Source organism: Paenibacillus abyssi (assembly GCF_014640295.1).
Taxonomy (GTDB): Bacteria; Bacillota; Bacilli; order Paenibacillales; family Paenibacillaceae; genus Paenibacillus_D; species Paenibacillus_D abyssi.
Window position 1 is genome coordinate 84,102 of the sequence record NZ_BMGR01000004.1, and the last position, 20,872, is coordinate 104,973.

Annotated in this window: 26 protein-coding genes; 7 read left to right on the forward strand and 19 right to left on the reverse strand. The window is 45.8% G+C overall.

The genetic code is table 11. From position 1 onward, the window contains the following. Positions 1 to 25: 25 nt before the first annotated feature. From IEW11_RS07085 to IEW11_RS07095, 3 genes are all read right to left on the reverse strand, one after another. Positions 26 to 1,420, reverse strand: a complete 1,395-nt coding sequence (locus tag IEW11_RS07085; protein ID WP_188530363.1) for an ABC transporter substrate-binding protein — start codon at positions 1,418 to 1,420, stop codon at positions 26 to 28. A 362-nt stretch (positions 1,421 to 1,782) separates the two neighbouring features. After that, entirely contained in the window at positions 1,783 to 2,910 is a 1,128-nt protein-coding gene (locus IEW11_RS07090) for a Gfo/Idh/MocA family protein (RefSeq protein WP_188530364.1), read from the reverse strand. A 14-nt stretch (positions 2,911 to 2,924) separates the two neighbouring features. After that, entirely contained in the window at positions 2,925 to 3,695 is a 771-nt protein-coding gene (locus IEW11_RS07095; RefSeq protein WP_188530365.1) for a sugar phosphate isomerase/epimerase family protein, read from the reverse strand. Positions 3,696 to 4,085: 390 nt separating this feature from the next. Here IEW11_RS07095 and IEW11_RS07100 point away from each other — a divergent pair, with 390 nt between their 5' ends. The 5 genes from IEW11_RS07100 to IEW11_RS07120 all read left to right on the forward strand — a co-directional run bounded on the left by IEW11_RS07100 (position 4,086) and on the right by IEW11_RS07120 (position 6,285). Further along, positions 4,086 to 4,619 (forward strand): Hsp20/alpha crystallin family protein, encoded by a 534-nt coding sequence (locus IEW11_RS07100; RefSeq protein ID WP_188530366.1) that lies wholly within the window; start codon positions 4,086 to 4,088, stop codon positions 4,617 to 4,619. Positions 4,620 to 4,737: 118 nt separating this feature from the next. Next, a complete protein-coding gene (locus IEW11_RS07105; protein WP_188530367.1) occupies positions 4,738 to 5,190 on the forward strand; it encodes an Hsp20/alpha crystallin family protein in 453 nt (150 codons plus the stop codon). An 83-nt stretch (positions 5,191 to 5,273) separates the two neighbouring features. Further along, positions 5,274 to 5,498: a hypothetical protein gene (locus tag IEW11_RS07110; protein WP_188530368.1), complete on the forward strand. Its 225-nt coding sequence runs from the start codon at positions 5,274 to 5,276 to the stop codon at positions 5,496 to 5,498. After that, on the forward strand, positions 5,498 to 5,929 hold the full coding sequence (gene gerPC, locus IEW11_RS07115; RefSeq protein WP_188530369.1) for a spore germination protein GerPC: 432 nt from the start codon (positions 5,498 to 5,500) through the stop codon (positions 5,927 to 5,929). Before IEW11_RS07110 ends, gerPC begins: the two co-directional genes overlap by 1 nt. Before the next feature lie 35 nt (positions 5,930 to 5,964). Then, positions 5,965 to 6,285, forward strand: a complete 321-nt coding sequence (locus IEW11_RS07120; protein ID WP_229725003.1) for a hypothetical protein — start codon at positions 5,965 to 5,967, stop codon at positions 6,283 to 6,285. A 21-nt stretch (positions 6,286 to 6,306) separates the two neighbouring features. On the opposite strand, the gene IEW11_RS07125 is transcribed toward IEW11_RS07120, so the two are convergent. The 12 genes from IEW11_RS07125 to IEW11_RS07180 form a co-directional block, all read right to left on the reverse strand. After that, a complete protein-coding gene (locus IEW11_RS07125) occupies positions 6,307 to 6,789 on the reverse strand; it encodes a hypothetical protein (protein WP_188530370.1) in 483 nt (160 codons plus the stop codon). A 12-nt stretch (positions 6,790 to 6,801) separates the two neighbouring features. Beyond that, on the reverse strand, positions 6,802 to 7,047 hold the full coding sequence (locus tag IEW11_RS07130) for a hypothetical protein (protein WP_229725004.1): 246 nt from the start codon (positions 7,045 to 7,047) through the stop codon (positions 6,802 to 6,804). A gap of 214 nt (positions 7,048 to 7,261) precedes the next feature. Further along, complete coding sequence (locus IEW11_RS07135) at positions 7,262 to 8,218, reverse strand: cation diffusion facilitator family transporter (protein WP_229725005.1); 957 nt, start codon at positions 8,216 to 8,218, stop codon at positions 7,262 to 7,264. A gap of 198 nt (positions 8,219 to 8,416) precedes the next feature. Continuing rightward, entirely contained in the window at positions 8,417 to 8,791 is a 375-nt protein-coding gene (locus IEW11_RS07140; RefSeq protein WP_188530372.1) for an ArsR/SmtB family transcription factor, read from the reverse strand. Positions 8,792 to 8,864: 73 nt separating this feature from the next. Then, complete coding sequence (locus tag IEW11_RS07145) at positions 8,865 to 9,542, reverse strand: DUF4166 domain-containing protein (RefSeq protein WP_188530373.1); 678 nt, start codon at positions 9,540 to 9,542, stop codon at positions 8,865 to 8,867. Continuing rightward, entirely contained in the window at positions 9,515 to 10,471 is a 957-nt protein-coding gene (locus IEW11_RS07150; protein WP_188530374.1) for a DoxX-like family protein, read from the reverse strand. The genes IEW11_RS07145 and IEW11_RS07150 overlap by 28 nt, the downstream gene beginning before the upstream one ends. Further along, positions 10,464 to 10,913, reverse strand: coding sequence for a thiol-disulfide oxidoreductase DCC family protein (locus tag IEW11_RS07155; RefSeq protein ID WP_188530375.1), 450 nt, complete (start codon positions 10,911 to 10,913; stop codon positions 10,464 to 10,466). The genes IEW11_RS07150 and IEW11_RS07155 overlap by 8 nt, the downstream gene beginning before the upstream one ends. Before the next feature lie 156 nt (positions 10,914 to 11,069). Then, the gene (locus tag IEW11_RS07160; RefSeq protein ID WP_188530376.1) at positions 11,070 to 11,708 is read right to left on the reverse strand and encodes a response regulator transcription factor; all 639 of its coding nucleotides are present in this window, start codon (positions 11,706 to 11,708) and stop codon (positions 11,070 to 11,072) included. Between the two features lie 14 nt (positions 11,709 to 11,722). Continuing rightward, entirely contained in the window at positions 11,723 to 13,042 is a 1,320-nt protein-coding gene (locus tag IEW11_RS07165; protein ID WP_188530377.1) for a sensor histidine kinase, read from the reverse strand. A gap of 112 nt (positions 13,043 to 13,154) precedes the next feature. Further along, entirely contained in the window at positions 13,155 to 13,568 is a 414-nt protein-coding gene (locus IEW11_RS07170) for a disulfide oxidoreductase (protein WP_188530378.1), read from the reverse strand. An 18-nt stretch (positions 13,569 to 13,586) separates the two neighbouring features. Next, complete coding sequence (locus IEW11_RS07175) at positions 13,587 to 14,276, reverse strand: DsbA family protein (RefSeq protein ID WP_188530379.1); 690 nt, start codon at positions 14,274 to 14,276, stop codon at positions 13,587 to 13,589. Between the two features lie 349 nt (positions 14,277 to 14,625). Further along, positions 14,626 to 15,936 carry a hemolysin family protein gene (locus tag IEW11_RS07180; protein ID WP_188530380.1) on the reverse strand — a complete coding sequence of 437 codons (1,311 nt, stop codon included), beginning with the start codon at positions 15,934 to 15,936 and terminating at the stop codon, positions 14,626 to 14,628. Positions 15,937 to 16,295: 359 nt separating this feature from the next. Here IEW11_RS07180 and IEW11_RS07185 point away from each other — a divergent pair, with 359 nt between their 5' ends. Continuing rightward, entirely contained in the window at positions 16,296 to 16,487 is a 192-nt protein-coding gene (locus IEW11_RS07185; protein ID WP_188530381.1) for a hypothetical protein, read from the forward strand. A 141-nt stretch (positions 16,488 to 16,628) separates the two neighbouring features. Beyond that, a complete protein-coding gene (locus IEW11_RS07190) occupies positions 16,629 to 16,871 on the forward strand; it encodes a hypothetical protein (RefSeq protein ID WP_188530382.1) in 243 nt (80 codons plus the stop codon). Between the two features lie 66 nt (positions 16,872 to 16,937). On the opposite strand, the gene qoxD is transcribed toward IEW11_RS07190, so the two are convergent. The 4 genes from qoxD to qoxA are packed head-to-tail and all read right to left on the reverse strand — an operon-like array spanning position 16,938 to position 20,791. After that, a complete protein-coding gene (gene qoxD / locus IEW11_RS07195) occupies positions 16,938 to 17,237 on the reverse strand; it encodes a cytochrome aa3 quinol oxidase subunit IV (RefSeq protein ID WP_188530383.1) in 300 nt (99 codons plus the stop codon). Beyond that, a complete protein-coding gene (gene qoxC / locus IEW11_RS07200) occupies positions 17,238 to 17,843 on the reverse strand; it encodes a cytochrome aa3 quinol oxidase subunit III (protein WP_188530384.1) in 606 nt (201 codons plus the stop codon). Continuing rightward, complete coding sequence (gene qoxB, locus IEW11_RS07205) at positions 17,827 to 19,809, reverse strand: cytochrome aa3 quinol oxidase subunit I (RefSeq protein ID WP_188530385.1); 1,983 nt, start codon at positions 19,807 to 19,809, stop codon at positions 17,827 to 17,829. The genes qoxC and qoxB overlap by 17 nt, the downstream gene beginning before the upstream one ends. Continuing rightward, positions 19,799 to 20,791, reverse strand: coding sequence for a cytochrome aa3 quinol oxidase subunit II (qoxA, locus tag IEW11_RS07210; protein WP_188530386.1), 993 nt, complete (start codon positions 20,789 to 20,791; stop codon positions 19,799 to 19,801). The genes qoxB and qoxA overlap by 11 nt, the downstream gene beginning before the upstream one ends. Positions 20,792 to 20,872 lie beyond the last annotated feature (81 nt).

The following is a 20,872-nucleotide window of genomic DNA, read 5'->3' on the forward strand; positions in this document are numbered from 1 at the left end:
AGATTATAAGAGCAAAAGCAAAAGATTATTGTACTGCATTGAGTTGGTCTAAGGCTGTTTTGTACGCATCGTTCATACGTTTCTCCAGATCCGGAGCGACGTCTTCGAGCTTGGCTTGGCGCTCGTCGATTTGCTTGAAGGTTTCATGGTAGATGCCTAATCCATCAATGTAACCTGGCAGCCACTTGATCGGATCGGCAAACCCTTCCGGAATCATCGCAATAAGGTCTTGCATGCCTGCCGGCATATCTTCTCTGCCCAAGTAAGCGTTCCATACTTCTTCATCATTGATGAGCGGGATGGTGCCAAGCGGCCATTCCGGCTTCATTCTCTCCATCCAGCCTTCTTTGGAGTAAGTCAGCCATTTTACAAATTCAAATGCCTCTTCTTTATGCTGGGAGCTCTTTGTAATGCCGACATAGTCTGTAATGAGCGGAATTCTTTGCCCATCATCACCTGGCAGCGGTCTGATATCCCATTTGAACTTCGCGTCTTGGATGCTTCCGTTTATTAACCATGTTCCGTCGTACTGCATGCCGATCTTGCCGAGCATCCAAGGGTTCTTATCCTTGCCATACCATTGCTCTTTTTCTTCCTGTTTGTAGATATCCAGGGAAACCTTATCGGAATAAAGCAGCTCATCGATATAAGTAACTGCCTCTTTAAAGGCCGGGCTTGTGAAGTTGAATTTCTCGCCATCCCATGTATTCCATCCCAGTGACGGATCGAATGCAGAGCTTAACGTTTCACGCATCCCTTTAAGATTGGCCATGCCAAATTGATTATCGTTGTACTTTGTCAATGCGACAGCGGCTTCACGCATGTCGTCCACTGTCCAGTTTGCCGGCGGCACCGGAATGTTCTCTTTTTCGAACAGATCCAAATTCAGAAACACGCCAAACATCAAAAGCGTATGCGGAAGCGCGTACTGCTTGCCATTGTAGTTGGCTGTGTCATCCAGGTTTTTAAAGGTATTGCCCGCTTGGAAATCCGGGTCCGCTGCCAAGTATGGAGCCAGATCCTCCAGCCATCCGTTGGCGGCAGCCACCGGTACGCCGAACGTCCATGTTACGTCCGGAAGCTGACCTGCAGCCGCGACAGCAGCCAATTTCTCATTCCATGGCCAAGTAACGGCCGGGTCAGTCTCGATCTTAATGTGCGGATGCGTCGCTTCGAATGCCTCGATAATTTGCTTGGCCTCTTCTTCACCCATCCATGTGCCCCATTTGAGTGTTACCGTTTCTTTTGGAGCCTCGGCCTGCTCATTCGTTTGATTCGTTGCGCCTTCAGCATCAGGTGTGGAGGCAGGCGCTTGATTTTGATTACTGCTTCCGGCATTGCCATTTCCGCTGCTGCAGCCGGCAAGCACAAGGGTCAGACTCATTACTACCACCAGTATCAATGTGAATGTCTTTCTCATTTTCGCATCGAGCTCCTTTTTATTCATTTCTAAATGAGTTTCTTTCTCTTTTCCCGCTTGCTTGTCCATAACCCGCCTGATGTGATGAATGCGTTTACATTTACTTTTTGGCAAATCACCTCCCTAGCGTAATGGGACCGACCGAAAATATAGAAACGTTTCGATTATTGATTACAATAAGTTAATTCTTAGCTAATAAAATGATAGTTTTACACTTTTATTGGCTGTTTATCATTCTATTTTACAAAAGAAAACCCTTTCATATTTTATCTTCATTATCGAAACGTTTCACTTAATACTTAAAATTTACCATATGAGACGATGAAAATCAATCGTTTTTTAACGGCTTCAATTGTCCATCATCAAGTCAGTTGAAGGGATAAGGATTGGGACATTGAAACAACTTCGTCTGAGGTCACTTCCCTCTCTAGATGTTGCGAGATGTAGATCCCTTCACTGATCAGCATCGTTTGCAATGCAATCTCCGCCGTTGGCAGCAGTTCTACCCTTCCTTGAAGGGCTGCAATCCAGTGATGCTGGGAAGAATCATAGGCATCCCTATTGTCCCTCAGATTGTGCCAGCGATAATCCATCGCATCCAGATTAAACGTGCTGTCCATTTCCATATCACACAGGTTCGTATGATAGCTCATCGGTATCCGCCTGCCTTGTGCATATCCTGGAAGCCTGATCCCGCCATTTGAACCGACAATGCTGCTGCCTTCAAATTCATTCAGATGAATCGCCCATGATTCGATGATATCTAATGTTAATCCATCCTCGAACCGGACAAAACCGACGCCCATCTCTTCTACGTCAAAACCTGAGATGCCGTTTCTCCGTTCGTCAATCTCCATCTCCTGATATGTACTGCCCGTAATGGTTTTGACCTTGGGAGTGCCCAGCAAATATAACATTTGCGAGATATTGTAGACTCCCATATCAAACAATGCGCCGCCCCCGGCCGTTTCTTTTCGCGTGAAAAACTGCGTACCATAACCGTCAACGTAAGGGCGTCCACGGCGCCGGTAACCGGTTGAACGCGCATGATACAGTCTGCCGAGCTTTCCTTCGTCGATCAATGTTTTCGCCGCTATTGTTTCTTTGTGGTAAAGAAAGCTTAACTGGATATGCAGCTTCTTTCCGTATAACTCCGCTGCCTCCAGCATGGATTTGCCGTCTATATACGAACCGGCAATCGGTTTTTCGCAATAGACATGCTTTCCAGCCTTCAAAGCTTCGATCGTCACCGGTGCGTGGGCGTTATTATGCAAACACACATCGACCGCATCAATGTCATCCCGCTTGAGCAGCTCTTGAAAGCTGGTGTACGTATGCGGAATATTATATTTTTCGGCAACGCTTTTAAGCTCGGCTTCATTAAGGTCGGCTGCCGCCACCACCTCGGCACCTTCTATTTTCGCGTAATAATCCAAATGGGCTTTACCGATGATCCCGACGCCGATAATTCCGATTCTGATCTTATCCATGACCGATCCCTCCGTTAATTCGCTTTGTTCGTTAAGTGTGTTAAAATGCGCCTAATATTGGCAAGCTGCCATTCGGCTTCCACGTATTCATTCTTGCCCGAATGATGCTCCACACTGAAGTGGCCCTTATATCCCGCATCGATCAGATGGTTAATCTTTTCCTCATATCGCGGCAGCACCCATGCGGCAAAATGAGTGTGGAAGGCATACTGCGCGCAAAGGCGGTCTCCGTTTTCTTTGTCCACATCCCAATTCTCCAGATGCAGTAATATTCCAAATGCCGGACTGTCTACCGCTTCCACCAGTTTTTTGATATTCTCGGGAACACGTGAGGTACCCCAATGATTTTCCGGACCTACCCTGTAACCGCCCTCTTCAGCACGGTGCGCATATTCTTTGTACCTTTTCACGGTGTACTCAAACTGCTCATCCGACATGTCCAGATCATGGCCGCCCATGTCGATCCGGACGGTCTGCGCCTCCAAAACTTCAGCGGCACGCAAGTTCGTTAGCGCGTGCTGATAATTTTTCTCCCTCAACTCAGGTTCCTGTTCCCATACATGCGCACCGTCTACACAAAGATTTGCCAGATGGATTTCCTTCTGGTCCATATGCTTCTTGATCTTACGCAGGTACTCTTCGTCATAAGAAGCCAACATAATATTCCAGATATCAGCTCCATTAACATGATACCGATATTTCAAGCTTTCCAGATAACCGAACAGATCAATTTCCTGCTGATTAAACATCCCGTGAAAAGAATAAGACGCGATAGAAATATTCATGTTTCCACTCCTTAAGTTATAGATGTGCTGAAATATATAATCGATCGGTTCCCCTTGCTCACCTCCTTCAAAGTCATGATAGGTTGCCGGATCAGCGCCGGACATGTAAGCGTCTTCATTCTTTTCGTTAACAAAATAATCGAAACGTTTCACTAATGAGTTAAAAAATGAATGTAGAATTATAATATTATCTGCTATTAGTTATCAGAAATCATTTACATTTTTTTCGAAACGTTTCTCCTTCAATATATCATCGTCTCCATAGGTTGTAAACCCTTTCTTTAACATTAATTACCGGCTGCCGCAGCTTAGTCGGAGCAGTGTCAAATGGGCGAATCAGACATACAATGTAACAGGCATTAGCAAAGTAAAAGAAAGGAGCTGAACCGTTTGGATAATCAGCAGCAACCGATGTTCGACTGGGATGAATTCGGGAAATATATGAGAAAGCAATTCCCTTTTATAGCTGACCAACCTTGGCTGGAAATCACCGGGACCGGGAAAAACAAGGAGCCCCAACACGCGATGATCGACTGGGATGAATTTGGAAAGTATATGAAAAAACAAATCCCTTTTATGGATCATAACTCTTCCTGGCTCGGCATTTCCGGACAAAATTCCAGCTCTTCTCCTAGCTTTAACCCATTTGCACCGGCTGGTCTCGATTATGAGATGTTTGAAACCCATCGTAGTATTTATATCCAATGCCAGATTCCAAAGAATATCTCCCCGAATGACCTAAAATTTTATGCTGCAAAACGAAAATTAAAGATCGAGTATTCAGGAATAACGGAGGAAATTCAATTGAAATATGATGTCAACCCCAACCGCTCAACAGCCAGGATAAAAGATGGAATACTGGAAATTCGCATGCCGAAATTAAGTGAAAATCAACCCTTTCAAGAAATTTCGATCCGGGAATAAAGGTTAAACACTAAAATATCCATCGATGAAGGCAGAGAATCTGCCTTTTTTCTGTTTTGATCAGGATCCTGTAACATATAGATATAAATGAGGTTTATCTGTGAGAAAGCGGTGATGAATGATGGAAGGTAAAGAAATACCTCATCCGAACCCGATGAAGGAGTGGAATACGTTTCACAATCAGGCCGGTGAAGTGCTCGGAGAAGAGTTCTGGCAGGATATTGCCGGGTTAATTCCCAATACAAGCCCGCGAATCGATATCTATTATACCTCGGCTACTGTAGTTGTCCTTGTCGAGCTTCCGGGTCTTCAATCCCCTGATCAGATCGCTATATTACTTGAAGGACAAACGCTTGTGATGGAGGGGGAGATTCCGCGGTTATATCCCGTTACCGACAATCGGATCACTCAAAAGGAACGCTTCTTTGGAAGCTTTCGCCGTTCCCTGCCCATGCCGAAGCCGGTTTCCATGATCGGAATTCATGCGAAATATACCCAAGGTTTGCTTACCATCGAATTACAGATCGAACGGGAAGTACAGCAAACTCCTATTCCCATTGATTTTACTTAATTTGTTTCCCCTCGCCAAAACGATCATTGGAATACAGCTTTCATCATATACTGAATAAAAATCTCCGTTAAAGGGGCGGGAAGATGGTACGCATACGATATCAGGATATTCATATCGAGTCGCTCTCCAAGTCTTCCGGGATTTACTCGGGCAGCAATATACAATGGAAATTCAAACATATCGCCAAGCAAAATCAAGCGTTTGGCACCGTAAACGGTAAAGCGTGCTCCATCTCGAACGTCCGGGCTTCTCTGAACGATAATGACCAATATGACTTACTTTTTATGCGAAAGATCCTCAACCCGTGATGTCATGGTTTGGAAAGAAAAAAAATGATCGTTCAGATCTCCTGATCAAAGACATGAACAATCGTTTTCAGGATTTGAATGCCCGATTTAACCGGATGGAACAATCGCTCGAACGCCTTGCTGAGAAATCTTCGCAAATCATAATCGAGAATGTCCATATCCATCAACCCGTGCTTGAGAAATTGGAATATCGTCTAGACGGACTGGAAATTGAGCAGCTCAGCGGTTCATTAAATCTGGGAAACAACTTCGGCACCAAATTCAATCCGGGAGAATCCTTTGAAAAACCGCCATTACGCCGAAAAAAAGATCAGGATGATGCCACGGCCGCCTCTGCTACAGAAGATAAGCCCTCGCGGCCCCGGCCGCCTTATGATACGGAACCAGGTTTGCATCGCACGCCATCCGGATTTCGGCTGAAAAGAACTTGAGTTGAACACTCACTAGTTGAACGGAGGTGTGGGCCTTGTCCTCTTTTATGTCGCCCCAGTTTGTCATCGGATCGATCCGGATAGGCTCTGTTGAGAATGCAGCTTGCATCAATATGGGCAATAACTGGCCGACCGGATTTGAGAGCCACCAGAAGCTGACGCAAGGATTCGGTTCCGTTAGCGGCGACAGCAATGTCGTGTCAGGCATCCGCTCTCTTCTGAACGACTCCGATTTTCTGGATATGCTCAACATTTCCGATTCCGAGGCGCCGGAATGGCTGCAGAAGCTGCTGCTTTCCACGAGCCACTCCGGGGCAAAAACACCGGAGCCGCAAATCAATCCTGTGCCCGGCTAAAGATGCTTTTTATACACCCTTTTATACTCTTTGTCCCTCAAGATGCGCTGGCGCATCAATCACATCATTATCTTGAATAAAATTCGCTATACTTGTTAACCGGTTGCTGCCTATATTTTTGCCTGTGCCATAATTGTTTTTATGAACACTGCTCCAGCCGTATTGCCTGTTCTCTCCAATGTCAATGGCCGACCCATTGCTGACGGAAAGAGCGTTGACGGATTGAAAAGCGATTTCACAATGCTGCTGGAATTCACCGTCAGCCGGCATAGTTATGCTCTTGCTATCTTCTACGGGCATATCCATCATGTCCTGATCGTTTACGATATTCAAGGCCTTTGAGATGTTGGCGTTCTTGACGCTTCCAACCCCTTGATTGCTCTTGGTGTAGGTGCTCCAACCGATTGCCAGGTTAGTTCCGATAAAAATGCCCGATGTATCTTCAACAGCATTCACAATTAATTTATTAAAAATGACGCTGGTGTTCTGAGGACAATTATTCAAAATATCCTCCCCTTATATAACTTGTGTTTGGACAGTTGGCGTATTTGGTATCGTCGTGATCGGTGTATCGATAACATCCGTGTCAATAATGCTGTTCACTACATTGGTTTCAACGCTGAATCCGAACATGTTTCCGTTCCCGAAGTTATTTTTCCCATGTTGAGCCCAGCCCCCTTGAGCAACCTCTCCTACTGAAATGCTTGCTCCCCTGTTCAACGTATTCACATTTATTGCCGCGAATGAAATAAAAACCGCCAAGCTCTCACCCCCGCAAAACATTATAAGCGTATTATATTCCGCCCATTTCCCAAGGTTACATCGGACGCCTGTCTTTTGTGCCTTCCCAGCCGGGCAAACGCATGGACTGCCATAAAAAAAGGACTGCCATCCGGCAGCCCTCCAATTCGATAAAGACGTGATTTTTATACGATAGATGCAAAGGGCTCTATTCATACTATTGTGTGGTTGTACTTTATACTTTTAGCTCCGAATGCCTGAGCGCTGATTTTTCGATTTGAATCGTTGTATGTTGAATGTTGAACGTTTCTCTGATCTGATCGATCGCCTGTTGCAGTATCACCTGGCAGTCCTCTTTATCATCCACCTGAAGATGACAGCTTAACGAGTCCATGCCCGAAGTGATCGTCCAGATATGCAGGTCGTGAACATCCTTTACCCCTTGTATACGAAGCAGCGTTTCCTTGACAAGTGAAGGGCTGATCGTGATCGGGGTTCCTTCCATCAGAATGTGCACGGCTGTTTTCATTACGCCCCATGCGCTTTTCAGAATGAGCAAAGCGACAACGACACTTATAATCGGATCCGCAATGTACCACGAAAACATATACATGAGCAGTCCTGCAACAATGGCCCCTACTGAACCTAGCGCATCGCCTAAGATGTGAAGATAAGCGCTTCGCACGTTGATGTTATCCTTCACATCGCCCTGCCTCATTAAAAACCAGGCACTGAGCAGATTAGCAAACAATCCGATACATGCAATCAAGATCATTGAACCGCTGGCCACTGTCGGCGGATCAAAGAACCGTCCATAGGCTTCCTTGACAATAAAGCCGGCGATCACAAACAAGGTAACGCCATTAAACAACGCAGCCAATATCTCAAAACGGTAAAACCCGTACGTTTTATTGGGCGATGCAGGTTTGGCGGCAAACCACATGGCGACCAGGCTTAAAGCGATCGCCCCGGCGTCACTTAACATATGTCCGGCATCGGATATCAGTGCCAGGCTGTTCGTTATCAAACCTCCAAAAAACTCAAGAAACATGATGCCTGTTGTTATAATTAGAGCGATTGTCAGGCCCCTCTTATTATTGGGCATATGGGAATGAGCATGACCATGATGCCCATGGCTATGCCCATGATGGTCATGATTGCTGTGCGAATGGTCGTCGTGATGATGGCTCACGGGAACTCCTCCTCATGAATAGTAATAATTATGTACCAAACTCAATTATTTATTTATAATATATGAACATATGCTCATATGTGTTATCGTTATTATATAAAATATAAGTCCAATAAACAACAACAATTTTCCATCCCGTCCTAAACAATAACAAAAACCTGCCGCTCCTTAGCTGGAGCAGGCAGGTTTCCGTATTGGCTATCCGTGTTTTGTATGCTGCAGGGTTTGAACGAATATTTGCTCAATATGGGTATCATCGAGGGAGTAGAATACCGTTTTCCCCACTTTGCGGCGTTTCACAATTCTCAGATTGCGGAGATACCGAAGCTGGTGTGAAACCGCGGACTGTCCCATTTCAAGCACAACGGATAAATCGTGCACACATAACTCTTTTTGAAGCAAAGCTCCGATCAGCTTAACCCTTGTCGGATCGCTAAACGCTTTAAACCAATCGGCGACTTGAACCGCCGCCTGCTCGTCAATCATCCCCGCTTTTATTTGCTGCAGGTCCGTTTCAGAACCTAAACAAGTCGTATCGCAATCCTCTGTTGAAGATGATACCGGCTGTTCCATTAGCTGCCCCTCCTGTTCAAACCGCGATACAACTATTATACCAAAACTGCGCTTATGAATAATACAATTAACGTCACTCCCGCTTCTCCTCCCGCAGCGGCTTGGCGTCCAATGGAATCAACGAAGGCTTCATGTCCACAAACTGTGCTTGGAATGAACCGTTGTACTGAAATACCGGACCGAGCATCGGATTGTTTACTTCCACGGTTATTTTATACTGCTCCTCCCGATCATCGTACCATTCGTTCACCTCTGCCGTTCCAGTAAACATCTGAGGAAAACGAAACTGGAGCATCCCCTCATAGAAACGCTGATCGCCGGAGCGGATTCGAATGCCCCCGTTCGGTCCCTCCGAAATCGAAAGATCGACAGCCAAATGCTGTTTATTTCCCAGGTAATCAACAATGCCCTGCCGCTGCTCGCTGTAGACCATCGTGGCATCAAAATGCCGGATCGTACGCTCGAATCTGAATTTACGGATCCAGGTCACTGTCTCTCGGCCGAAACGGTCCACATATGCAAAATTTTCAATCGTAAACGGAATCTGCCTGCCCCCCTGCGGAAACATGATATGTCTATACGTACCGATATATAAAGGCACGGCAGCCCATTTCGCATACCATATCCGTTCCATGACGCCCTGGCCGATGGATGCCACCCGATCCCCGCTGTTAAATCCGAAGCGCTGCCTTATCCGGGGATGAAGCTTATGAAATTCAGCGCCTAACGCTTGCTCATAGATCGATGCCACCCTCGTTCATCTCCTTTGCTGCGATAAGCAGGTTTACGCAAACAACGATTTGCCTGCGGCAGGTCCCTGGCGGACCAATGGGCTAATAAACAAAAACCAATCATGGAGCAGCTAAGCGTGAGCGGATTAAATGGTGCTGCAAGCATTTCCGGTGTTCCTATAAGCGCTGCGGCAGCGAGCAGTGCCAGCAGAACAATCTGCGTAAAATAAACCCATCTATGCCTATGCAGTTTAAATATAAGCAGCCCCAGGCTAATCTCTGCTACACCGAGCAGTAACAGCAGCTGCTCCTCCCGGCCTCCAAACCAGCCTAACGCCTGCAGCAGCGCAAGCTCTCCCGCTTCCGGAAACAACAGCTTGGGCACGATGCCTTGATAACACCAAAGGAAAACCAGCATAAGGACGCTGAAATAGTGCATGACGGCCCGCTGCATTGTCACGGCAGGTGGAATAAACTTCTCCAACCAAATCCGGAGCATATCAAAGCTCCATGCCGTAGCATAGCCAAACAACGGGCGAAACAACATCTGGTCAAACCATCGTCCGATGATGCCAAGCCGCGTCTGGTAATCATACTGCGTCATGAAGGTGACCCCCTTACCCTTCGGCTTGTATTTCCAATACCCGCCACCCTTGCGGATAAGCGAGATTTGCTGGTCCGATCCGAAGGTTAGTGTCGAAGTCCGTTCGCCGCCGGCGCTATGGATATTCGCTTTGGTCTCGCCGGTTCCTGTTATATCCAGGCCAAAGCAGATCCGTGTCCGGTAGAGAAAATACTGCGGGTCCTTTTCATCATCACGGGGCAAGTAGGAAATTTCAGAAAACCGCAAATCCCATTGTTCATGAAGCTCAGGTGTCTGCGTATGCCGCCACAGCGAATCCATATCTGTATCGATGTCGATTTCCACGTAGATCGGCTTCCTATTCATCCTGTGAACCCTCCTCTGCATCCTCAATAAACCTTCTACGCAGCTCCGCAGTCGGCATGAGACAAACCTCGTTCCTGCCGAACCACCGGTAACGCCGGCCGGCTATGTAATCGTAGACTATATCCCGAATGAAGGCCGGGAACACGATAAGGGGATACAGCAGCGGCCATAAGCGTCCGAGCTTCCCGAATACCCGGAGGGCCGCATCCGATTTCGTGTAATAACGCCCGTTTTGAATCATGACAAACGTGTCCAGATCATCCGCCGCCAAGCTTCCTTCCGCCAGCAAACGCTGTCCTGCCTTTGACTGAATGGAAGCAAATTGAAATCGCATGGCAGCATCCCGCTTGATCACAAATCGTGTGATCGCATGACATAAATTGCAGTGACCGTCTATTAACAGCAGGGCTGGCTCCTCCCGGCGCGATACATCGTTGTTCATTTTGCATCCCTTCCTCTCCCTGCTATTGTAGACGGTTTTTATCTGTTTGCTCAGTTCCAACTTTTATAGGACCGCACAAAAAGAGGTACTACAGTTTGTAGTACCCCTTAACTGTCGATAAACCTATATGATGAGAATTAAGAACTTTATCCACTCTTACCCCTTGTCTCTCCTTTGAAAGAGCCCTTTCCTTTTTACCAGTTCCACTGCTTCTTTACTGCTTTTTACACCGAGCTTTTTCAGCATTTTGTTAACTTGATTCTTCAGTGTGCTCTCGGCTTTGTGCAATTTTTTCTCGATCTGGGATTGTGTGTAACCTTCTTCAATGAGATCATACACTTCCCGCTCCGCGGCGGTAAGTCCCTTCAGCTGCTCCTCCCGCTTCAGCCTTGTGAACTCCTTTAAAAGCGCCTCCATAGCTGTCGGATGATGATAAGCGCTGCGGATTGCATGCGGGAGATCCATGAAGCGGGTTTTATCGATATAGTTAACCGCACCCGCGGTAAAAGCTTGAGTAATCACATGATCATCATTTAATGAGGTCAGTATAATAATTTTGGCGGGATGGATTTCAATCATCTCAATCGCCGTATAAATGCCGTCATGCCCGCTCTCGGTTAGCTGGATATCCATCAGAACCACATCGAAGGAGAGCGTTTGCGCAAGTAAGACGGCTTCCTCCGACCCCGTCGCGGCTCCGACCACAAGGATATCTTTCTCCTTATTTAAAAAAGCGGTCATCGCTTTGATCCAATCCGGATCATCCTCAACAATAAGGACCTTAATATGGCTCATCGTCATTCCCCCTATCACGGTTGAACCGTTTTCTTGCGCGAAAATAGCAGGGTTATTCGTGTACCTTCATGTTCACGGCTTGATATCTCGACCGAGCCCCCGCTCTTCTGCATCACATTATAGACATAAGATAGACCAAGCCCGAAATTCCGGGAGTGGTTCTTAGTACTGTAGAAAGGGTCAAACACATGCGTTAGCTGATCCTTTGGAATACCTTTCCCGGTATCCTGAACAGACAACGCAATGCCTTTTTTGCAGTTATCCAAACGGATATTAATTGTTCCTTCTGCAGGCATAGCCTCCACTGCATTCGTCAGCAGGTTACCGATAACCTCTTTGATATGCACCTTATCACATACCACGGCCGGCCGGCACAAATAATAGGTTTTCACCTTGATGCGATGGTCGTCCAGAAGGCGCTGATGCATGCATACGCACTCATCAATGAGCTGATCCAGAAGGCAGGGCTCCTCTCTCAAAACGATGTCCTTCATCTGGCTGTGAATGCGGGTCACCATCGCCAGCATATGCGCGGATGCGTTCGAAATGATTTGCAGATGCTGCTTGGATTGTTCATCCTCCGGGGGAACGAAATGCTTCAAATTTTCCGTGCTGATCGCTATTTTGCCGATTTCATTTTTGATCGTGTGGTTCAGCATCGTTGTCCCCGAGCTTACCGCCTTCATCGTGCTCTCCAGCGAATCCCGCTCAAACCGGAGCTTTACCCCAAGCACGCCAAAAGCAAAAGTACACAGCAATGCAACAGCCATCGAATAGAAAATAAAGACGGAGACGTATCCAAAGGGCTCAAACTCAGGTGAAATCACTTTGCCTACATTGATAAGGATCAGCACAGCAAGCAGTGTCGGCACGATAATAATCGATGTAACGAGCCGGCTCTGTTTTCTCCTGCGGTTCTCCTCCCTCCAGAGCGCTGCGAGATGGAGAAAGCAGGATACCAGGTAATAAGGGGCAGTCCATAAAAACAGCAGAACATAATTGATTGAAAATACCGGTGAAAAAGTAGTCGCTGCGAGCGTAACAAGCACAGGCAATAAAAGCAGCAATTTGAGAACGAGCCTTACTTTTGCAGACGATACGCTCTCAGCGTAGACTACACTGAATAGGAGCACCCCATAAGGCGTTAGGGTCAGATTTAGAAACTGGGCGGCATATGACCATGTCTCTAACCCAACGTCCAGCAGGAAACCGGACAAGCCGCCGATCGAAGCACAGCCCAGGAAAAAGGCAGCCCAACGATTCGTCTCGCTTCGGGGGTTGTTGAACAACAGAATAAGGGCCGCGGTAAGCAGCGCGAAAAAATAATACAGCATCCCATACCATCCTATGAGCAATTGTTAGTTCTATTTTATCATATTGAGAATAAAAAAAAGCACTACAGAAGCTGCAGTGCGATGAGTTCGGGATAGAGCCCCGCGCATTTCATTATTGCCGACCTGATTTGATCAGCAGCATCAATATCGTAATCAGAGTGAAAGCGGTCAAGGCAAGGAACGGAATCGTAATAAAACCGAGCCAGTTAATATATTCCATATTGCATGGTACGCCTTTTTCGCACAGGTTGATGGATGAGAAGGCAGGAACCTTCTGTTTCAGATAATGGAAAAGCGAAATACACATCCCAATAATCGACAGAGGCAGCACATATTTCTTTAAGCTGGTCTCATTATAGAAGGCTGCAATCCCTAGAATGATGCTGAGCGGATACATGAATATCCGTTGATACCAGCACAAATCACAAGGGATAAACCCTCTTATTTCGCTAAAATAAAGGCTTCCAAGCGTAGCTGTAACGGCCACGATCCATGCCATGTATAAGGTATAGTCACGAACTCGCATCGCGCTCTGCCCTCCCGATTATTCCGCCAGCTGCCGGTCGATAATTTCTTTTATTTTATTATAATCAAACGGATCCGTAACCATTACATCGCCAATCATGATGCTTGGTGTCAGCTGCACATTGAAATCCTGAACTAATTGATTATCCACATTGACTTGAGCCATGGTCGCTTGATTTTCAACATCGGCTTTCAACTTGTCCAAATCAACCTCAGGTGTATAGGTCTGGGCCAACTCCAGCACTTTCTCCGGCGTCAGCCAAAGGTCGTCATGACTTTGATTGGCCGGCTGGGCATTGAATAATTCATGATGGAATGTCCAGTAAGCATCCGGATTTTGAGCAAGCACGGATTCTGCAGCCAATGCGCCTGTTGTCGACTCTTCACCATGGAAAAGCACATTCACATAAGAAAATGTTACTTTGCCGGTATCAATATAGTCCTTCTCCAATTGAGGCATAATCGTCTCTCCCCAAGCCTTGCAAGCCGGGCATTTAAAATCGCCAAATTCAACGATCGATACTTTAGCGTTTGGATCGCCCATCGTCGGCTGGTTTGTAATTTCCGGTGCGCCATTAAAAGCGATGACATCATTGTTTTCTTCCGTATCTTTTGTTGCCTGATTTAACGCGAATAACGTAATGAAGAGAACTAGAATAACAAGGGTAAAGATGACCAGATTTTTAGATGACCGTTTGTTTTTACTCATCAGTTTACACTCCTTTTCTAATCAGCATTTTATCATGTGCGGTGATGGAATGAACCTATTGAATATGACAATCATGCAACATTGTCCGGTATAAAAAAGCTATATTGTCGTCTATTTATCTCTACCGCCTTGAAACGAAATACAGGGCACTTCACAGCAATCATGAAAGTACCCTTTATCGTTTGCTTCAACATGTAAACGCTAAACAAAGAAGGTTTGCTAAAGAAAGCAAATGGCGCCACAAGTGTAAGTCCCTGTGCGCCATTTGCTTTCTATTATGGGGGGCTACTCTCAAAGGACAGTTCTTTCATTACCCTTTTGGGACAGCCCCTTCTTCGGTTTCTATTGATTAGCTGAGCACTTCTGCGGTTTTGTAAACTTTAACTTTACCAATCCGCTTTTCATTGACCACTTCGACTTTAAATATAATGCCGTTGAACTCAACTTCCGGCTGTTCGCCTTGATCGGGGATTCTGCCCAGGTGCCCAATGACGAAACCGCTTAACGTATCATACTCATCGACGGGCATTTCCACATTCAATACTTCCTTCAATGTGCGCAAGGAGACGATCCCGTTGATTAGGAAGGTATTATCATCGAGTATCTCGATCTCCTTTTCTTCCTCATCATGCTCATCGAAGATGTTGCCGACGATTTCCTCAAGCAGGTCCTCGATCGTCACTATCCCGGCTAAGCCGCCATACTCGTCAATAACAACGGCCATATATACTTTGTTCTTTTGCAGATCCTTGAACAGTTCATCCGTCCGTTTGGACTCCGGAACGAAATAAGGGGCACGAATGATCGACTTGAGATCGAACTCTTTCGAAGTATCATGCTCAATGTATTGAAACAGATCCTTGACATGCAAAATACCGATAATATTATCCATTTGATCTTCATATACGGGAAATCGTGTATATTTCTCAACATGGATCAGATTCGCGACTTCTTTAAGCGAAAGATCATGCGGGATACATACAACTTTGGTTCGATGCGTGATAATATCCGAAACGGTTTTGTTATCGAACTCAAAGATATTGTTAATCATCATCTTCTCGGTTTCTTGAATGGCTCCGTTCTCATTGCCGACATCCACCATCATGCGGATCTCTTCTTCCGTCACTTGTTCTTTGTTCGCATGTGGGTCAACGCCCAGCATTCGCACGATCAAATTGGTGGAGAGCGTTAGCAATTTTACAAACGGGGCGGATACCTTGGATAATAGGGTCAACGGTCTGACAGCAAACATCGAGACGGCTTCCGCCTTTTGCATCGCCAGCCGTTTCGGCACGAGCTCTCCCATTACCAATGTAAAATAAGAAAGTACCAAAGTGATTGCGATTAGTGAAATCGTCTGCAATAAGCTTTGCTGCATCGGTACCCCGGCCGCATAGAGAAACTCCGCTAATCTTCCTGCAAATCGCTCAGCTGCAAAGGCACTCGCCATAAAGCCTGCCAATGTGATACCGATCTGGATAGTAGCCAAGAAACGGCTCGGCTCGCTCAGAAGGTTTTGCAATAGTTTTGCTTTTTTATGCCCGGCTTCCGCCATCGCTTTGATCTTGTTGTCATTAAGCGAGATTAAAGCGATCTCTGAAGCGGCAAAAAACGCATTCAACACAATGAGTAAAATAAGAACCAAAATTTCTATCGACAATTTTCTTCATCCTCCGATTTTATGAGTACATGATTCAGCTTCCGGTCATGATTCATGGAGGATCAGATCCTGCGATAATATCTTATTTTCCATACGATTTTGGCTTTATCTCTCAAACGCATTGTCGGGTCACTATCGCCCTCTTCTCCTGGCTCATCGTCCATTACTTCGCCACCTCCTTCCAAGTCGAATAAAATACACTTACTTTATTATATCGGTTTGCACGGTAATAGAAAAGAGTCTTCACAGCATAATATCTTCCTTCCCGACCTGTACGGACGTTAAAATGACAATGTTTTCTAGACTTCACTTCATAATTTCGTTACAATTTATATATTTCATATAGGAGGACTATTATTTTGAGGAAATATAATTTTATTCGGCCTTTGCTCATCCTTGCTGTAGCTTTTCTCGTCAATAGCTTGATCACAACAATCTGTCTTGCCATGGGAGCATCTCAAGAGACGGCAAGCAATATCGCGTTTGTAGCAATGATGATAGCCGTTGTCATCACCTTTATCAGGCTGAACAAGTCCAGACTAAAACGGTAACAATCCGCATTATTATTCTCACGTCGCTCTATACATACTTTGTTATACGGATTAAAAAGCGGAATATATTGTCCAAAAACAAAATATTGTTTGACAAATTTGTGAACCCGATTAAAATAGGTAGTAAAGGAGTGGGTCACAATGAATCATCATCAACTAAGAGCATTGACGATAACGAAGAGAGTTACATCCGTATTTTTCATCTTAGGGCTTGGGCTTTTTTTATTCAGCTTTTTTGTAAGCGATCCCAATAGTGACTACTTTTTGAATATCGGAATCGGCGTTATGTTCTCTGCAGCATTGCTTTTCGCATGTGGTACGTTCTTTGCGCTGGTTGACAGGTCATCTGAGAAAAGAAACGGCTACAGTGAGGATACCATTTAAACTTTCAATAAATACATTAAATCGGGGCCCCGTAAGCAGCTTTGCTTACGAGGCCCCGTTATTTTATCAGTGATGATGTCCGAAGGACATGACCCATATGCTTCCCGCTACGATGATGACTGCAACGATGAGTCCATATGCGATATTGATGACTTGTGTCTTCCGGTCTTCACCTTCATTGACATGCATGAACATGAATAATTGAAGCGCCGCCTGAACGAGTGCCAAGCCACCGATAAGCAGCATGATCGTATGAAAAGAAAGGGAAGTTCTCAGCGCGATCCCTGCCGCGACAAAAGTAAGCAGCAGCGAGGATAAGAATCCAACGACATGTCCAATCGGATATCTTTTCATTTTCTTATCCATTTAGGCCACCATCCCTTTTAAATACACGAATGTAAAGATAAAGATCCATACCACATCGAGGAAGTGCCAGTACAACCCGATAATAAAGGTTTTTCTCGCGGTTACCGGCGTTAAGCCTCGCTGCAGAAGCTGAATAATAATTAATATCGCCCAGCCAATCCCCACCGTTACGTGCAGTCCGTGTGTCCCGAGCAGGACGAAAAAGCTGGATAGAAATGCACTTGTTTGCATTGTCGCGCCCTCATGGATGTAATGAAGAAATTCATTCACTTCCATGAATAAGAAGCCGACGCCAAGCAGCAATGTAATGATGAGCCATGTGATCAAGCCCTTAAGATTGTTGCGGCGCATTTCAAAGATCGCAAGACCGCAGGTGAAGCTGCTCGTCAGGAGCAGAATCGTCTGGATCATAACCTCTCTCATCATAATAATGTCTTGATGCGTAGGTCCGCCCGCATAGCGCTCATATAGGACGCCGTATACACCGAAAAGCGTAGCAAACAACACGATCTCTGCTCCAAGGAAGATCCAGAAACCGAGAATGTTCATCCGGCTCTGCTCGGTCTGATACTCCAAAGGCAGTGAAGTATTAACGTTTGCCGACATATCGATTCACCTCTCCTTCACCGTTTCTCCATGCGCTCTCCGTTTGTTCAATTTCTTCCTTATGAACGTGGAAGCCGTCATTATAATCAAAGGAACGAATAATAAGTCCTGCAAAAATACCAACAGCCGCAACCGCCGCTGCGATATGCCATTCGAATACGAGGAAGAAGCCGCTGATGCCAAACACGACGCACATAATGAACGGAAGTCCAGAGTTGCTTGGCATATGAATTTCTTCGAGCTCTTCTTTTTTCAGTGTCAAACCTTCATTGTTCTTCTTCATGTACCAGAACGCATCCATGGATTTTACTTCCGGCAGCTTGGCAAAGTTATAATGCTGCACCGGTGAAGCCGTTGCCCATTCCAATGTTCTTGCATCCCAAGGATCGCTTGGAATGTTGCGGTCCGCATAGCGAACGCTCCAATAGATGTTGTAACAGAATGCCGCGAAGCCCAGTGCCAAAATGATGGACCCGATAAAGGATACAAAGAATAATGGCGCGTAACCGGATTCTACCGAATACGTATAAGAACGTCTTACTGCACCGTCCAAGCCAAGGAAGAACATCGGCATAAATGTCATATTGAAACCAATGACAAACAACCAGAAATGCCATTTACCGATTTTTTCATTGAGCATATGCCCGAACATTTTTGGCCACCAATAGTATGTTCCGGCGAATACGGCAAATACTACAGCTGGGATCAGCACGTAATGGAAGTGCGCGACGAGGAAGAGCGTATTATGGTATTGATAATCCGCCGCCCCCATGCCCAGCATTACGCCTGTAACGCCGCCAATGACAAAGCAAGGCACGAAAGCCAAAGCCCACAGCATGGCAGTCGTCATTTTGATACGGCCTTTGCGCATCGTGAACAGCCAGTTAAACATCTTCACGCCTGTCGGTACGGCAATCATCATTGTCGTAATAGAGAAGATCGAGTTAACGCCCGGACCCGCGCCCATCGTATAAAAGTGATGAACCCATACCACCATACTTAGAATGGCAATCCCGACAATAGAGAAGACCATCGACTTGTAGCCGTACAGCGTTTTGCGCGAGAAGGTCGCGATGACCTCAGAGAAGATCCCGAACGCAGGAAGCGCCACAATATATACCTCTGGATGTCCCCACAGCCAGAACAGGTTCGCCCACAGCATATCCAAACCGCCGCCGGATAAAGTAAAGAAATGCGTGCCATACAGACGATCGAATGTCATTAAAGCAAGCGCTACGGTTAAGATCGGGAACGACGCCACAATAATGATCGATGTAATGAATGTTGTCCACGAGAACATCGGCATACGCATCAATGTCATGCCCTTGGTCCGCATCTTGAGAATCGTGACGATAAAGTTAATCCCCGTCATCAATGTCCCGATACCGGATATTTGCAGCGCCACGGCATAATAGTTATTGCCAATGCCCGGACTGAACTCTTTACCCGCAAGCGGGAAATAGGAAGTCCATCCTGCATCGGGCGATCCGCCGACAACAAAGGAAAGGTTAAACAGCATCGCGCCGCAAAAGAACAGCCAGAAGCTTAAGGCATTCAACTGCGGAAAAGCTACGTCCCTTGCTCCGATTTGAAGGGGGATAACAAGGTTCATAAAACCGATCAGAAACGGCATCGCCATGAATAAGATCATAATGACGCCATGTGTCGTGAAAATTTCGTTATAATGCTGAGCGTTCAAAAACTCCATCTCCGGCCTGGACGTCTGTACCCGCATCAATATTCCGTCCATACCGCCGCGGAAAAACATCAGAACCGCGGAAATGATATACATGATCCCGATTTTTTTATGGTCAACAGTTGTCAGCCATTCTGTCCACAGCCATTTCCATTTTTTCAGGTATGTGATTCCCCCGACGATTCCGATCATCGTTAGAAGAATGGCAATCTGAGAACCTAAAATCAACGGATCGCCTGTAATGAGAATTTCATTCCATTTAATGCCCACTATGCTCGCCTCCGTTTCCGTCGCCTTCTACATGGTGCTCATGAAGGTTTTTATCATCATTCGTTTTATTTCGGTAGTTATCTTCTTCTTCAAACACTCTGCCTTGATAACCGTGATATCTGTATAATTCAGGATTTGTATACGATGGGGAATCAGGATCCGCATGATCCACCCATTCCAAGTGAGTATTCGAGAATGTCATTCGTCCCAAGTGGGTCGGCTCCAGCAATTCTTCATATTTTCTCTCTGTCAGCTTCGGAGCGGTTTCCTTTACGTCCTTGATCCATTGGTCGAAATCTTCCCTTGTCTGAGCCTGGACTTCGAATTCCATTCCCGCATATCCCCGGCCATTGAAGTTTGTATTTCTGCCAAAATAGGAACCGGGATGATCGGCTACGAGATACAGCTGGGTTTCCATTTTGCCCATCGTATATTTCTGGCCGCCTAGTGCAGGTACCCAGAACGATTGCATTGTGCTTGCTGAAGTCAGTTTAAAATCAATCGGCGTGTCCTCAGGGATATTGACATAGTTCACTGTTTCGATACCTTGCTCCGGATAGCTGAAAATCCATTTCCAGTCCGCAGAAGTAACGTGGATTGTGATTGGTTTCACATTCTCATAACCGGGTGGAACATCCTCGAGTGCATACAATGTTTTCACCGTCGGAATCGTCAAAGCAATGACAATCAGAATCGGAATCGCAGTCCATATCACTTCAAGCACCATGCTGCCGTGCTCTTCGGGCGGCTCATAATCCTTATTTTCAGGTTTTTCTCTATATTTCCATACGATATAACCAAACAATCCAAATACAACGACGACAACCAGTGCCATCCAGATCAGAGACCAGTTGATAAGCTCCATAATACTTCTTGCCACAGGTCCTTGAGGCTCGAAAACGACCATATTATATCCGCAACCACTCAACAACAAAACCGAAATGAGGGTTGCAGCTGAAAACAGAAGCTTTCGAAATTTCATAAGTGTCTCATCTCCTTTAATTAAAATGTGTTTGTGACTAGTTTGTGAATATTTTCACATTTTGTTCAAAATTTTAAAGCT